Source organism: Aliihoeflea aestuarii (genome assembly GCF_024105665.1).
In the GTDB taxonomy this organism is placed as follows: domain Bacteria; phylum Pseudomonadota; class Alphaproteobacteria; order Rhizobiales; family Rhizobiaceae; genus Aliihoeflea; species Aliihoeflea aestuarii.
In genome coordinates this window covers 320,732-335,634 of record NZ_JAAAMK010000003.1, presented here as the reverse complement: position 1 = coordinate 335,634, position 14,903 = coordinate 320,732, and the positions used below count along the sequence as shown (strand labels likewise).

Genomic DNA, 14,903 nt, shown 5'->3' with positions numbered 1-14,903 from the left:
ACATGCGAACTATCCCTTTTGGCGAAAGGATGACCCATGCGCAATTTCGACCTGCCCGGCCGCTCGGCCGTCTATGCCGAGAACGGCATGGCGGCGACCTCGCACCCGCTGGCGACCATGACGGCGCTGTCTGTGCTGAAGTCGGGCGGCAATGCGGTCGATGCGGCGATCGCCGCCTGCGCGACGCTGTGCGTGGTCGAACCGCACATGACCGGCATCGGCGGCGACTGCTTCGTCATCCTCGCCGAGCCCGACGGCACGATCCATGGCCTCAACGGCTCCGGCCGTGCGCCGATGGGTGCCGAGGCGGAGCGTTATCGCGCGCTGGGACATGACAAGGTGCCGACATTCGGCGCGCTCGCCGTCACCGTGCCGGGCGCGATCGACGCTTGGGAAAAGCTCGCCCGGCGCTTCGGAACGAAAGGGTTCGACGAATTGTTCGCCGATGCGATCCGCTATGGCGAAGACGGCTATGCGATCCATGGCCGCGTCGCACGCGACTGGCCGAAGGCCGTCGAATGGCTGGCGAAGGACGAGGGCGGCGCACAGCATTATCTGACGGGGGGCAAGGCCCCGATCGTCGGCTCGCGCCACAGCGCCCCGGCGCTCGCTGCAACCTTCCGCGCCATCGCCAAGGACGGCGCGAAGGCATTCTATCAGGGCGAAATCGGCGCCGAGATCGCCGCGACAGTGAAAGCCAAGGGTGGCTTCCTGACGGAAGATGATCTCGCCGCCGTCTCGGCCGACTGGGTCGACACGATCTCGGTCAGCTATGGCGATCTCGACGTGCACGAAATTCCGCCCAACGGACAGGGCATAACCGCCCTGATCCTCCTGCGCCTTTTGGCGAAGCTCGGTGCGGCGGAACTTGCTCCGGACTCGGCCGAACGCGCGCATCTGGAAATCGAAGCCGCACGCCTCGCCTATTCGGTCCGCGACCACCTCGTCGCCGACCCGAAAACGATGACCGTCACGCCGGCCGAACTTCTGTCCGACGCCTATATCGACCGCCTCGCGGCGCGCTTCGATCCTGCGCGGCGCATCGGGGACGTGACGCCGCCCGACATGCCCGCATCGGACACCGTCTATCTGACGGTGGTCGATCGCGACCGGCGCGCGGTTTCCTTCATCAATTCGACCTATCATGCGTTCGGTTCGCGCGTCGTGACGCCGAAATCCGGCATCGCCCTGCAAAACCGCGGCGCGGGCTTCTCGCTCGTTGCGGGCCATCCCAACGAGATCGGACCGGGCAAGCGGCCGATGCACACGATCATCCCGGCAATGGCGACACGCGGCGGAAAACCGGCAATCTCCTTCGGCGTGATGGGCGGCGACTACCAGCCGATGGGCCACGCCCATGTGATGTCCAACATGGTCGATCACGGCATGGATCCGCAACAGGCGATCGATCATCCGCGCATCTTCTGGGGCGATGACGACGAGGCGCTACGTGTCGAAGCGGGCATCGGTTCCGCCGTTCGCTCGGACCTCGAAGCGCGCGGTCACACGGTAAGAGATGCCGAAAGCCCGCATGGCGGCGGCCAGGCGATCGTCATCGACGAGGCTTCGGGCTTCCTGATCGGCGGCTCCGACCCGCGCAAGGACGGCTGCGCGATGGGGTGGTGAACCCTGAATATTCTCAGACGTAACGATCTACATCATCCGTCGAAACCTGGATTCCTGTGACAAGCACAGGAATGACGGCATCTAGGTTGATGCCAACCGCAAACTTCGAAATTTCACCTCAACAAAACTGCAATCGTCATTCCTGTGCTCGCCTGCCCCCGTGCTTGTCACGGGGGTCACAGGAATCCAGGCCTTGACGGTTCGACCGGGTAAAGACCTCGCGTCTTACCGTCAGTCGCCTCAGTTCCCCATCTGGTCCAGCTTGCGCTGCATCGCGGCGATCTGCTCCTTCAGTTCGGAAAGGTCGTCACCGCCCTTCGCATCACTGTCGCCTGCGGTGTCCGGCTTGCCGGCGTCCGGCGCACCTGGAACCGGAAACGGCGTGAACATGCGCATCGCGTTCTGGAAGAGTTCGGCATTGCGCAGCGCCTGCTCCTCCATCGCCTTCAAGGGCGCGGCCATCGGCATCATGCCGATCGGCGATTTGCCGACCGCATCCTTCATCTGCTGGCGGAACCGCTCCTGTTCCTTGGCGAAGGCCACCATCGACTGTTCGAGGAAGCTCGGCACGACCATCTGCATCTGGTCGCCGTAAAAGGCGATCAACTGGCGCAGGAACGGGATCGGCAGCATGTTCTGTCCGTCGCGGTTCTCCAGTTCGAAGATGATCTGCGTCAGGACGGAATGGGTGATGTCGTCGCCAGAGCGCGCATCCTGCACGGAAAATTCCTCGCCGCGTTTGACCATCTCGGCCAGGTCCTCGAGCGTCACATAGGTGCTCGTGCCCGTATTGTAGAGCCGCCGGTTCGCATATTTCTTGATGACGACCGGTTCGTTCTTCTTTGCGGGCATAAGGCTGGCTCCCAGGGATTAACCGACTGTTTCCGCTCGGCAAGCGCAAAGGATATGCGCAAAAGGCGTGCAAATGAAAGCGCTTTGTGCAGTGCACGTTCTTCCTTTGCCGGTTTGACTAACGGCGGCGAACCGGCAAGAAATGGACAAAAGCGCCGCATGCGCCCGTTCTGACCGGAGTAACCTACATGTCCGAGAAAATTTCCATCGTCGTCGCCAGCGCGGCGCGCACACCCGTCGGCTCGTTCAATGGAGCGTTTGCGACCGTTCCCGCCCATGAACTGGGCGCTGCCGCCATCAAGGCCGCGCTCGAGCGCGCCGGCATCGACGGTGCGGATGTCGATGAGGTGATCATGGGCCAGATCCTGCAGGCGGCGCAGGGACAGAACCCGGCGCGGCAAGCCGCTATGGCCGCCGGCATTCCGCAGGAGGCGACCGCCTGGAGCCTCAACCAGCTTTGCGGCTCCGGCCTGCGCGCGGTCGCGCTGGGTATGCAGCAGATCACCACCGGCGATGCGAAGATCATCGTCGCCGGCGGTCAGGAATCCATGTCGATGGCCCCCCACGCCGCGCACATGCGCGCCGGCCAGAAGATGGGCGACTTCAAGATGATCGACACGATGATCAAGGACGGGTTGTGGGACGCCTTCCACGGCTACCACATGGGCAACACGGCCGAGAACGTCGCACGCCAGTGGCAATTGACCCGCGAGGAACAGGATCAGTTCGCAGTTTCCTCGCAAAACAAGGCCGAAGCCGCACAGAAGGCCGGAAAGTTCAAGGACGAGATCGTCCCGTTCACGATCAAGACCCGCAAGGGCGACGTCGTGGTCGAGGACGATGAATATATCCGTCACGGCGCGACGATCGAGGCGATGCAGAAGCTGAAACCCGCTTTCGACAAGGAGGGCACGGTCACCGCGGCGAACGCGTCCGGCATCAATGACGGCGCGGCCGCCGTGGTGCTGATGAGCGAGGATGAAGCCGCCAAGCGCGGGATCAAGCCGCTGGCCCGCATCGTTTCCTGGGCGACGGCCGGCGTCGACCCGCAGATCATGGGCACCGGTCCGATTCCCGCCTCGCGCAAGGCGCTGGACAAGGCCGGCTGGTCGGTCGCGGACCTCGATCTCGTCGAGGCCAACGAAGCCTTCGCCGCGCAGGCCTGCGCGGTCAACAAGGATATGGGCTGGAACCCGGACATCGTGAACGTCAATGGCGGCGCGATCGCCATCGGCCACCCGATCGGCGCATCGGGCGCGCGCGTCTTCAATACGCTGCTCTTCGAAATGAAGCGCCGCGGCGCACAAAAGGGACTTGCCACGCTGTGCATCGGCGGCGGCATGGGCGTCGCCATGTGCGTGGAAGCCATGAACTAAGGAAAGACGGGAAATAGGGAGAAGGGAAATAGGGGCTCTCTTTCCCTATTTCCTCATTCCGTGTTTCCCTCAACAAAAAGGGGAGGAACACTCTAGATGACCACCACACGCACAGCACTCGTCACCGGCGGCTCGCGCGGTATCGGCGCAGCCATCTCGCAGGCGCTGACGGCCGCCGGCTACAAGGTTGCCGCGACCTATGCGGGCAATGACGAGAAGGCGAACGCCTTCAAGACCGAGACCGGAATTCCGGTCTTCAAATGGGACGTTTCGAGCTACGAGGCGTGCAAGGACGGCATCGCAAGGGTCGAGGCGGAAATCGGGCCGATCGACGTGCTGGTCAACAATGCCGGCATCACGCGCGACGCCATGTTCCACCGCATGACGCCCGATATGTGGAACGAGGTCATCGATACGAACCTGACGGGTCTGTTCAACATGACGCACCCGATCTGGAGCGGTATGCGCGAGCGCAAATTCGGTCGTGTCATCAACATTTCGTCGATCAACGGCCAGAAGGGGCAGATGGGACAGGCAAACTATTCCGCCGCCAAGGCCGGCGATATCGGCTTCACCAAGGCGCTGGCGCAGGAAGGCGCGAAGGCCGGCATCACCGTCAACGCGATCTGCCCCGGCTATATCGGCACCGACATGGTCATGGCTGTACCGGAAAAGGTGCGCGAGGGGATCATCGCGCAGATTCCGGTCGGACGGCTGGGCGAACCGGAGGAAATCGCGCGCTGCGTTGTCTTCCTGGCCTCCGACGACGCAAGCTTCATAACCGGCTCGACGATTTCGGCCAATGGCGGGCAATTCGTCGCCTGATCGTGCCGATCGCGCGCGCGACGCCCGGCTGCGGGCGTCGCGACGATGTGGACATGCAGTGCGAAGCCTGTGGACAAGCAGTGGATAAAATGTCCCGGTGTGAAGGCGCGAAATCCGAATCGGAACAGAACGTGAATCACAAGAGTCAGCGATTCGGTCCCGGTTCGTTCGGGTCCCGTTCCGCAGCGCTCTGTCGCGGCAATGGCTGGCGCATGTCGAGCCGACACACTATGTGGGGCGCGCGTGCCGTCCGGCCATTCACTTGACAGGACCACGATGCTAACCGTTCTCGACGCGATGCCCGCCCGAAAGATTTTTTTGGACAGATGAACATTCAGCCTCGCCCGTCGCAGCCTTTCATCGTCTCCGGCCGCGACGTGACCGCGATCCTCGGTCCGACCAATACAGGCAAGACGCATCTGGCCATCGAGCGCATGGTCGCGCATGAATCGGGCGTCATCGGCCTGCCGCTGCGGCTGCTCGCGCGTGAAGTCTACACCCGCGTCTGCGAGAAGGTCGGCGCGGCCAAGGTCGCGCTCGTCACCGGAGAGGAAAAGATCGTCCCGGCCGGCGCGCGCTATTCGGTCTGCACGGTCGAGGCGATGCCGCGCGAGACGGATGCCGCCTTCGTCGCCATCGACGAGGTGCAACTCGCCGCCGATTTCGAGCGCGGGCATATCTTCACCGATCGCATTCTCAATCTGCGCGGACGTCAGGAAACGCTGCTTCTGGGCGCGGCGACCATGCGCCCGATCCTCGAAAAGCTCCTGCGCGGCATTTCGGTCGTCACACGCCCGCGCATGTCGCATCTGGCCTATGCCGGTTCCAAGAAGCTGACGCGCCTGCCCCGCCGCACGGCCATCGTCGCGTTCTCGGCAGACGAGGTCTATGCCATCGCCGAACTGATCCGCCGCCAACGCGGCGGTGCGGCCGTCGTGCTCGGCGCGCTCAGCCCACGCACGCGCAATGCTCAGGTTCAGCTCTATCAGTCCGGCGACGTCGATTACCTGATCGCCACCGATGCGATCGGCATGGGGCTCAATCTGGATGTCGATCACGTCGCCTTCGCCCAGAACCGCAAATTCGACGGTTTCCAGTATCGCGAACTGACGCCGGCCGAGTTCGGCCAGATCGCCGGTCGCGCCGGCCGCCATTTGCGCGACGGGACGTTCGGTGTGACCGGTCGGGTCGATCCGCTGCCGGACGAACTGGTCGAGCGCATCGAGGCGCATAATTTCGACAGCGTGAAAGTCCTGCAATGGCGCAGCGCCGTCTTCGACTTCTCCTCCATCGATGCGCTGAAGCGCTCGATCGATACGCCGCCGCCTATCGAAGGGCTGGCACGCGCGCTGCCGGCCATCGATGCGAAGGCACTGGATATTCTGGCGCAGGACGAGCGCATCCGCGCGCTGGCCGATACGCAAAAGCGCGTCGCTCTTTTGTGGGACGCCTGCGCTTTGCCCGACTATCGCCGCATCGCGCCTGCACAGCACGCCGAACTCATCGGATCGATCTTCATCGATCTGGCCACCAAGGGGCATGTCGATGAAGATTACATGGCCGAGCAGGTGCGTCGCGCAGACGCGACCGGCGGCGACATCGACGCGCTCTCGCACCGGATCGCGCAGATCAGGACCTGGACTTTTGTTTCGAACCGGCCCGGATGGCTTGCCGATCCGGTCCATTGGCAGGAAAAAACACGCGATATCGAGGACAGACTGTCCGATGCGCTCCACGAACGATTGACGAAACGCTTCGTAGACCGCAGGACATCGGTGCTGATGCGGCGCTTAAGAGAAAATAGCATGCTTGAAGCTGAAATTAATCCGGCCGGCGAGGTTCTCGTCGAAGGCCATCATGTGGGCGAGCTGCAGGGCTTCCGCTTCACCGCCGACCAGAAGGCGGAGGGCGAGGACGCCAAGGCCGTGCGCGCCGCCGCGCAGAAAATCCTCGCGGGCGAATTCGAAACGCGCGCCGAGCGGTTCGCGGCCTGCGGCAATGGCGATTTCGCGCTGACGGCCGACGGCCTCGTGCGCTGGCTGGGCGCGCCCGTCGCCGTTCTGACGGCCGGTGATGACGCGCTGCGTCCGCGCGCGATCCTGCTTGCCGACGAACAATTGACGGGTGCGGCGCGCGACAAGGTCGCCGCGCGCATCGACCGTTTCGTCAATTACCAGATCGAGACGGCGCTGAAACCGCTGTTCGACCTGACCGCCGCCGAGCAATTGTCGGGCATGGCGCGCGGCATCGCCTTCCGGCTCGTCGAAAGCTTCGGCCTTTTGAGCCGGCGCGACGTGGCCGAGGACGTGCGCGGCCTTGACCAGGAAGCGCGCGCGGCCCTTCGCCGTCTGGGCGTACGCTTCGGCGCGTTCCATGTCTTCGTGCCCGCGCTTTTGAAGCCCGGACCCGCGGGAATCGTGACGCTCCTGTGGGCGCTGAAGAACGACGGCAAGGAAAAGCCCGGCTTCGGCGACGTCGTCAACGCGCTGGCATCGGGCCGCACGTCGCTGGTGATCGATCAGGCGATCGACAAGGAATTCTACCGCCTTGCCGGCTATCGCAATCTCGGTCGGCGAGCCGTCCGCGTCGACATCCTCGAACGCCTCGCCGATTTGATCCGTCCCGCGCTCGGCTGGAAGGCCGGCACAGGCGCGCGTCCCGACGGCGCGTTCGACGGCAATGCGTTCATCGTCACCCCCGCCATGATGTCGATCCTCGGCGCGACTGCCGAGGATATGGACGAGATCCTGAAAGGGCTTGGTTATCGCGGCGACGTGAAGCCGGAAGCGGAAGTGAAGGCGAAGCTCGAGGCTTTTGACGCGGAAGTGAAGGCGAAAGCAGAGGCGGAAAAGCCGGCTGAGGAAGCGGTCGTTCCGAGTGAGGCGGCAGGAGAACAGGCTGAAGCCGAGCCGGCGGGCGAAGAGGCGACCGAGCCTGCAACTGCCGCCGAAGAGGTCGCGCCCGTCGAAAGCACTGGTGAAACGACGCCCGAAGCACCTGTTGAAGCCACTACCGCCGAAGCTGTTGCGACCGAACCGGAAGAGCCGAAGACCATCACCGTCTGGCGTCAGGGTCGCTTCGACGGCCGGCCGCGCCGCGAGCACGGCAATCGCAACGCGCGCACCAACAACCAGCGTCCGCAGCAGGGCGCTCGCACCGAGGACGGCAAGGTCGAGGGCGAGAAGCGGAGCTTTCGCGGCAAGGGCCGGGACGAGCGCCGCGATGGCGCCAAGGGCGCGCCGCGCAAGGGTGGAAAGCCACAGGGACGGCCGGACGGAAAGCCGGGCGGGGATCGTCGTTGGGAAGCACAGCCGCCACGCGAAGCACGTCCTGCGAAGATCGACCCGGATTCGCCCTTCGCAAAGCTTGCCGCGCTCAAGGAGCAGTTGAAGAAATAGGGCCGGAAACCCGCAATGACCGACGCCGCGCGCCAGCGCATCGACAAATGGCTGTTCTTCACCCGCGTGGTGAAGTCGCGCTCGCTGGCCGCGAAGATCGTTCAGGCAGGCAAGGTTCGGTTGAACCGCGAAAAGATCGACCAGGCCGCCCACAATGTGAAGCCGGGCGACGTGCTGACCGTCACGCTCGACCGGCGTATCCTCGTCCTGAAGGTCGTCGCGCCTGGGACCCGTCGCGGACCGGCGGAAGAAGCGCGCACGCTTTATGAGGATTTGTCATCGCCTCTGGAGGCAAAGCTGCCCGCCGAAGTGCCGACTGCCGAACGCGACCCTGGCACCGGCCGGCCGACGAAGCGGGAACGCCGGGCGATCGATCGGTTCGAAGGCAGGGACTGATCCGTAGAAATCCATTCCGCTGCGCGCGTTTGTGGCGCATTGGACGCCTCTTGCAAGCGAGCGAGCAAGGGTCTACCTGACCTGCCGGACAGACTTGCAAGCTTGGAAGGCCGGAGCCGGCGCATGACCTACCTCGTCACCGACAATTGCATCAAATGCAAATACATGGACTGCATCGAGGTATGTCCGGTCGACTGCTTCTATGAAGGCGACAACATGCTCGTCATCCATCCCGACGAGTGCATCGACTGCGGTGTCTGCGAGCCGGAATGCCCGGCCGACGCGATCAAGCCGGATACCGAGCCGGGTCTCGACAAATGGCTCGAGATCAACACCGAATATGCCCAGAAATGGCCGAACATCACGGCCAAGAAAGAGCCGCCGGAGGATGCCAAGGCATTTGACGGCGAAGAGGGCAAGTTCGAAAAGTATTTTTCGGGCGAGCCCGGCACCGGCGACTGAACCCAGAATGCAGCTTTATGCGGCGACTGGCCGCAAAACCTGCCTGCAATGAGCGCCGGGCGTCTTTTTGCGCATGACGCGCCGTAATTTTGCGCCTGCCGGTTGCGGCATCACGCCGCAGCGCGGCGAATCATCGGCGACCGATGGGGCGCACGCGGCGCGCCACTTAGTGCAAATGGTTGATTCTGTCCACATTTTGTGTTACACATTTACGAAATACCGGTGACAAACGTCGATTCATTGCGCAAGCGCACTAATCACTGAGAGGCGGAATTGAATACGGACCAGGCGATCTGGGCCGCAGTCAACTCATGTGAGTGGACTTGGCCGCAAAGCTCCTGGCACCGACCTCCGCATTTGTCCCGACACTATGCCGGCCGGCATTCCGGCCATTCCGGATGACCGGTCCTGAAGAGGCCGGTATCGCAACAGGGAGTATCGGGCGTATGGCAACCCAACAGAAGAAGTCCGCGACCAAGAACGGTTTCAAGACCGGCGAATACATCGTCTACCCTGCTCACGGCGTCGGTCAGATCACGGCCATCGAAGATCAGGAAGTCGCAGGTCACAAGCTGGAACTCTTCGTCATCGACTTCCAGAAGGACAAGATGCGCCTCAAGGTGCCGGTCGCCAAGGCGACGTCGATCGGCATGCGCAAATTGTCCGAGACGGATTATGTGGATCGCGCCCTCAAGGTCGTTCAGGGCCGGGCGCGGGTGAAGCGCACCATGTGGTCGCGCCGCGCTCAGGAATATGATGCAAAGATCAATTCGGGCGATCTGATCTCGATTTCGGAAGTCGTGCGCGACCTCTACCGCGCCGAGAACCAGCCCGAGCAGTCCTATTCCGAACGCCAGCTCTACGAGGCCGCGCTCGACCGCATGGCCCGCGAGATCGGAGCCGTCAACCGCGTGTCCGAGACGGAAGCGGTGCGTCTCATCGAGCTCAACCTGAACAAGGGTCCCAAGCGCGGCGCGAAGGCCGACAACGAGGAAGCGGAGACCGAACAGGAAGAAGCGGCATAAGCCGCCCGTCCGAGCGTTCTTCAAGACCCGGCCTTGCGCCGGGTCTTTCATTTCCGGGTTGCCGATCCTTCGATAGACGCTGCCCCGGCCCATCCGCATCTGGGCAAAAATGCGGCGATTGTGGAACCTGCACAGACATCCCGCGTTGCGTAGCAGGCGTGCGACGTGGCGCGCCACGTCGGTAATGTCGGCAATGGAAGTTCGATGATCCAGTATCTGGCGCAGATCATACCGATGGCAAGACCACATAATGAATTGGGAGCGATCGGGTATGGAAACCAGCTCTAGAAGGTCGATGATCCGGGCCGCCATGAAGGCGCCTTACCTCGCGCGCGACGAGGAAATGGAACTGGCGATCCAGTGGAAAGAAAACCGGGACCAGCAGGCGCTTCACAAGATCACCACGGCGCATATGCGCCTGGTCATTTCCATGGCCTCGAAATTCCGTCATTTCGGCCTCTCGATGAGCGATCTCATCCAGGAAGGCCATGTCGGCCTGCTCGAGGCTGCCGCGCGCTTCGAGCCTGATCGCGAAGTACGCTTTTCGACTTACGCGACATGGTGGATTCGCGCGTCGATGCAGGATTACATCCTGCGTAACTGGTCGATCGTTCGCGGCGGCACGTCCTCCGCGCAAAAGGCTTTGTTCTTCAATCTGCGCCGGCTTCGCGCGAAATTGCAAAGCGGAACGGAGAACCTCTCCAACACCGATCTTTATCGTCAGGTCGCGCTCGCGCTCGGCGTCAACGAAGCCGATGTGGCGATCATGGATGCCCGCCTTTCGGGCGCCGACACATCCCTCAATGCCCCTGTTATGGAAGATTCGGGCAGTTCCGATCGCATGTCGCTTCTTCCCTCCGACGCGCCGCTGCCCGACGAAGTCGTCACCGAGGCGATCGATGGCGAGCGACGCACCAAATGGCTGTCCGGCGCATTGACGGCGCTCAACCCGCGCGAACTGAAGATCATCCGCGAACGCCGACTGCGCGAGGACGGCGCGACGCTGGAATCGCTGGGCGAACGTCTCGGCATTTCGAAAGAACGCGTTCGCCAGATCGAAAGCCGTGCTCTGGAAAAGCTTCGCGCGGCGCTCGTCGACGGCAACCCTGAAATGGCCGCGACCGCCTGATCTTTCCGACGTCGCTTCCGCTTTTCGGTTCGGCTTGCTAAACGGGCGCACCATGAATGCGCCTTCCACACATTTCACGATCCTTCTCGGCGGCGATGTCGTACCAACAGATCGTCTGGCACGACAGATCGCCGGCAGCCGCGTCATTGCTGCTGATTCCGGTATGCGCCATGCCAGCATCTTGAACCTGCGCCCCGAATTGTGGACCGGAGACTTCGATTCGGTCGATGATCGTCTCGACGCCGCCTTCCCCGATGTGGAGCGTGAGGTTTTCCCGGCCGCCAAGGACCTGACGGATGGCGAGATCGCCGTCGAGGCGGCGCTCGCCCGCGGTGCGAAATCGCTGACCCTCGTCGGCGCCTTCGGCGGTCCACGCGCCGATCACGCCTTTCTGCATCTGGCGCTTGCAATCAGACTGTCCGAAAGCGGCATCGACATGCGCCTGACGAGCGGTACGGAAGAAGGAATACCCCTGCGCTTCGGTAAGCAAGGGTTCGACCTGCCCTCCGGATCGCTCTTCTCCGTCCTGGCGATGACCGATCTGGACGGTCTTACGCTGGTCGGCGCGCGCTGGCCGCTCACCGAACGCGACGTTCCCTTCGGCTCGTCGCTGACGCTGTCCAATGAGGTCGTCGGCGATCTCGCGGTCTCGCTTCGAAGCGGGCGGGCAATTCTCATAGCGCATCCCCTCGGCGCGACCTGAACGGACATCGAAATGGCACCCCCGCTTCTCAATCTCGACGGCATCAGGCTGACCTTCGGCGGCACGCCGCTTCTCGATGGCGCCTCCCTCATGGCGACGCAAGGCGATCGCATCGCGCTTGTCGGCCGCAACGGGTCGGGCAAGTCGACGCTCCTGAAAATCGCTGCCGGCATCGTCGAGGCGCAGGACGGCGAAATCTTCCGCCAGCCCTCCGCCACTATCCGCTATCTGAAGCAGATGCCGGACATGGAGGGCTTTGCGACGGTGCTGTCCTATGTCGAAGCCGGCCTTGGCCCGACCGACGATCCGCATCGCGCTTCCTATCTGGTGGAAAGCCTCGATCTCGATCCCACGGCAATGCCCGACAGCCTCTCGGGCGGAGAGGCGCGCCGCGCGGCCCTCGCACGCGTGCTGGCCCCGCAGCCCGATATCCTCCTTCTCGACGAACCGACCAACCATCTGGACCTCGCCACGATCGAATGGCTCGAAGGCGAACTCGTTCGCTCGACCTCGGCCATGGTCGTCATTTCGCACGACCGGCGCTTTCTCGAACGGGTCTCGAAATCGACGGTATGGCTCGATCGCGGCCAGACCCGCCGCCTCGAAAAAGGATTCGCCCATTTCGAGGAATGGCGCGACCGGACCCTCGAAGAAGAAGAACGCGACCAGCACAAGCTCGGCCGCCAGATCATGCGCGAGGAGCACTGGCTGCGCTACGGCGTGACCGCGCGGCGCAAGCGCAACATGCGTCGTCTGGGCGAACTCCAGTCCATGCGCCAGGAATTCCGCACTCATCGCGGCGCGGAAGGCAAGGCGACATTGCAGGCGAGCGACGCCGCCGAGTCCGGCAAGCTCGTCATCGAGACGAAATCCATCTCAAAGGCATATGGCGAACGGCCGATCGTCAGCGATTTCTCGATCCGCATCCAGCGCGGAGACCGGATCGGCCTGGTCGGTCCGAACGGCTCGGGCAAGACGACGCTCCTGAAGATGCTGACCGGCGAACTTGCGCCGGACAGCGGGAAAGTTCGCCTGGGCGTCAATCTGGAGATCGCCACGCTCGACCAGAAGCGCGACCTCGACCTTGAGGAAACACTGACCCACTATCTGACCGATGGGCGCGGCGACAGCGTCGTCGTCAACGGCGAAGAGCGCCACGTCGTCTCCTACATGAAGGACTTCCTCTTCAAGCCCGAACAGGCACGAACGCCGATCCGCGAATTGTCCGGCGGCGAACGTGCGCGCCTCGTTCTGGCGCGGCTTCTCGCGCGACCGGCCAATCTGCTCGTCCTTGACGAGCCGACCAACGATCTCGACATGGAAACGCTGGACCTTTTGCAGGAACTCGTGTCCGGCTTTCCCGGCACGGTCATCCTCGTCAGTCACGACCGCGACTTTCTCGACCGCACGGTCACGAGCACCATTGCGCCGGATGGCGGCGGAAGCTGGACCCAATATGCCGGGGGCTACACCGACATGCTTACCCAGCGCGGCACGAAGTCGTTCGGCCAGAAGGTGCCGAAGGGCGAACCGAAGGCAAAGCCCGCTCAGGCGACCTCGAAACCGGCCGCGCTTTCCTCGTCGAGGAAGCTTTCGTTCAAACAGAAGTTCGCGCTCGAAAAACTGCCCGGCGAGATGGAGGCGACCGCCGCAAAGATCGCGGCACTGGAAATCAAGATGGCCGATGCAGCTTTCTACACGCGCGATCCGGACGGCTTCGCCAAAACCGCCGCATCGCTTGATGCCCTCCGGTCGGATATCGGACGGATGGAAGAGGAATGGCTGGAACTGGAAATGCTGCGCGAGGAAATCGAAAGCTGATTGCAGCGAAATCGTAGTGCGCATATATTATGTGCATAATCGATGGAGTTTGCCATGCGCCATGAAAAACCGTCCGCCGCTCGCAAGGCGACCAATCTGACGATCGATGTCGATCTTCTTTCCGAGGCGAAGGCTCTATCGGTGAACGTTTCTCGCGCAGCAGAGACAGGCATCGCTGAAGCAGTGCGCGCCGAAAAGAAGCGGCGCTGGGTCGAAGAAAACCGAGAAGCGTTGGAGGGTTGGAACGCCTGGGTCAATGAGCACGGTCTGCCCCTTGCCAGGTATCGTATGTTCTGATGGGGCGCCATGACATCTATCGACTTGCCGATGGCAGCTTCGTTCTCGACGTTCAATCATCCCTTCTGGATATAATCGGGTCGCGCGTCGTCATCCCGCTACTGCCTGCAAATTCTACACCAAGAAAACTTCCGCGCCTGCATCCGGTTTTCGACGTTGAAGGCACGTCTTATCTCTGTGCGACCCACCTGATTTCAGCGATGCCTGAAGCGGAACTTACCGTTCGCGTTGCGACGCTTTCAGCCAATGCCGACGAAATCACCGCCGCGCTCGACATGCTCTTTCAAGGGTTCTGATCAGACCTGCCGCGGCCGTCCGGCCAGCCGGTCGGCGAGGATCTCGATCCGCTCGGCGAAACCGGCGAGCGCGCCGGTCAGCGCGGCGTCGTTCTTGTCGGCCTTGGTCAGCGCATCGTCGCGCGTCTTGCGCAAGGTGCCGATCTCGGTCTCGAAGCCCTTCATGCGCTTTTGCAATTCGGCCAGTTCGTCCATGACCATGATGCCGGCCATGACGGTGAGCCGCTGGTCGCCGATCTCGCCGAACGAATCCTTGAGATGCGAGACATAGCGGTCGAAGCGGCTGGCGAGCGAAATCAGGTGCTCTTCCTGCCCTTCGTCGCAGGCCATCCGGTAAGCCTTGCCGTCGATCGTCACGGTGACCTGAGCCATGGTTCCTACCTGTCCAGCACGGCGCGGATCGTTTCCATCGCGGTTACGAGCCGGCGCGAGACTTCCTTGTTGGCGTCCTCGAGCCGTTCGGCGCGCGCTTCGGATGCGTCGAGTTCCTGCGCGAGCCGCGTGCGGTCGGCATTCATGCGCTGCACCTCTGCGTCGGCTTCCTGATAATCCTGATCGTTTTCGAGCCGGCCCGAAGCTGCGCTTTCCAGCGCTTCGACGGCGGCGCCCAAACGGCCGATCACTTCTCTGAGCGTGGTTTCCCCGGTCATGGCTCCCGATCCCTGGGTCGCAACCGAATCATTGTGACGCGAGAACA

14 protein-coding genes and 2 pseudogenes are annotated in these 14,903 nt (G+C 62.9%); 13 read left to right on the top strand and 3 right to left on the bottom strand.

The genetic code is table 11. From position 1 onward, the window contains the following. Window positions 1-36 precede the first annotated feature (36 nt). Window positions 37-1,626 (top strand): gamma-glutamyltransferase family protein, encoded by a 1,590-nt coding sequence (locus GTW25_RS09320; protein WP_252911784.1) that lies wholly within the window; start codon window positions 37-39, stop codon window positions 1,624-1,626. A 240-nt stretch (window positions 1,627-1,866) separates the two neighbouring features. Here the strand turns inward: GTW25_RS09320 and phaR are convergent, their stop codons facing one another. Next, window positions 1,867-2,478 carry a polyhydroxyalkanoate synthesis repressor PhaR gene (gene phaR, locus GTW25_RS09315; RefSeq protein ID WP_252911782.1) on the bottom strand — a complete coding sequence of 204 codons (612 nt, stop codon included), beginning with the start codon at window positions 2,476-2,478 and terminating at the stop codon, window positions 1,867-1,869. A 188-nt stretch (window positions 2,479-2,666) separates the two neighbouring features. Here phaR and GTW25_RS09310 point away from each other — a divergent pair, with 188 nt between their 5' ends. From GTW25_RS09310 to GTW25_RS09260, 12 genes and pseudogenes are all read left to right on the top strand, one after another. Beyond that, window positions 2,667-3,854, top strand: a complete 1,188-nt coding sequence (locus GTW25_RS09310; protein WP_252911781.1) for an acetyl-CoA C-acetyltransferase — start codon at window positions 2,667-2,669, stop codon at window positions 3,852-3,854. Window positions 3,855-3,950: 96 nt separating this feature from the next. Beyond that, window positions 3,951-4,679, top strand: coding sequence for a beta-ketoacyl-ACP reductase (locus tag GTW25_RS09305; RefSeq protein WP_252911780.1), 729 nt, complete (start codon window positions 3,951-3,953; stop codon window positions 4,677-4,679). A 326-nt stretch (window positions 4,680-5,005) separates the two neighbouring features. Next, window positions 5,006-8,077 (top strand): helicase-related protein, encoded by a 3,072-nt coding sequence (locus GTW25_RS09300; RefSeq protein ID WP_252911779.1) that lies wholly within the window; start codon window positions 5,006-5,008, stop codon window positions 8,075-8,077. A gap of 15 nt (window positions 8,078-8,092) precedes the next feature. Then, window positions 8,093-8,473 carry an RNA-binding S4 domain-containing protein gene (locus GTW25_RS09295; RefSeq protein WP_252911777.1) on the top strand — a complete coding sequence of 127 codons (381 nt, stop codon included), beginning with the start codon at window positions 8,093-8,095 and terminating at the stop codon, window positions 8,471-8,473. Between the two features lie 123 nt (window positions 8,474-8,596). Further along, entirely contained in the window at window positions 8,597-8,935 is a 339-nt protein-coding gene (gene fdxA, locus GTW25_RS09290) for a ferredoxin FdxA (protein WP_252911776.1), read from the top strand. 446 nt (window positions 8,936-9,381) lie between these two features. Continuing rightward, window positions 9,382-9,960: a CarD family transcriptional regulator gene (locus GTW25_RS09285; protein WP_252911775.1), complete on the top strand. Its 579-nt coding sequence runs from the start codon at window positions 9,382-9,384 to the stop codon at window positions 9,958-9,960. 271 nt (window positions 9,961-10,231) lie between these two features. Next, a complete protein-coding gene (locus GTW25_RS09280) occupies window positions 10,232-11,089 on the top strand; it encodes an RNA polymerase factor sigma-32 (protein WP_252911774.1) in 858 nt (285 codons plus the stop codon). Between the two features lie 52 nt (window positions 11,090-11,141). Further along, window positions 11,142-11,792 (top strand): thiamine diphosphokinase, encoded by a 651-nt coding sequence (locus tag GTW25_RS09275; RefSeq protein ID WP_252911773.1) that lies wholly within the window; start codon window positions 11,142-11,144, stop codon window positions 11,790-11,792. A gap of 12 nt (window positions 11,793-11,804) precedes the next feature. Beyond that, window positions 11,805-13,284: pseudogene (locus GTW25_RS09270) on the top strand (ABC-F family ATP-binding cassette domain-containing protein); the annotation flags it as partial. A gap of 89 nt (window positions 13,285-13,373) precedes the next feature. Further along, window positions 13,374-13,613: pseudogene (locus GTW25_RS20750) on the top strand (ABC transporter C-terminal domain-containing protein); the annotation flags it as partial. 42 nt (window positions 13,614-13,655) lie between these two features. Beyond that, complete coding sequence (locus tag GTW25_RS09265; RefSeq protein ID WP_252911771.1) at window positions 13,656-13,910, top strand: type II toxin-antitoxin system CcdA family antitoxin; 255 nt, start codon at window positions 13,656-13,658, stop codon at window positions 13,908-13,910. Continuing rightward, window positions 13,910-14,206: a CcdB family protein gene (locus GTW25_RS09260; protein WP_252911770.1), complete on the top strand. Its 297-nt coding sequence runs from the start codon at window positions 13,910-13,912 to the stop codon at window positions 14,204-14,206. Before GTW25_RS09265 ends, GTW25_RS09260 begins: the two co-directional genes overlap by 1 nt. Here the strand turns inward: GTW25_RS09260 and GTW25_RS09255 are convergent, their stop codons facing one another. Next, window positions 14,207-14,578, bottom strand: a complete 372-nt coding sequence (locus GTW25_RS09255; protein ID WP_252911768.1) for a cell division protein ZapA — start codon at window positions 14,576-14,578, stop codon at window positions 14,207-14,209. Window positions 14,579-14,583: 5 nt separating this feature from the next. Next, window positions 14,584-14,856: a DUF4164 domain-containing protein gene (locus GTW25_RS09250; RefSeq protein WP_252911767.1), complete on the bottom strand. Its 273-nt coding sequence runs from the start codon at window positions 14,854-14,856 to the stop codon at window positions 14,584-14,586. Window positions 14,857-14,903: the final 47 nt, after the last annotated feature.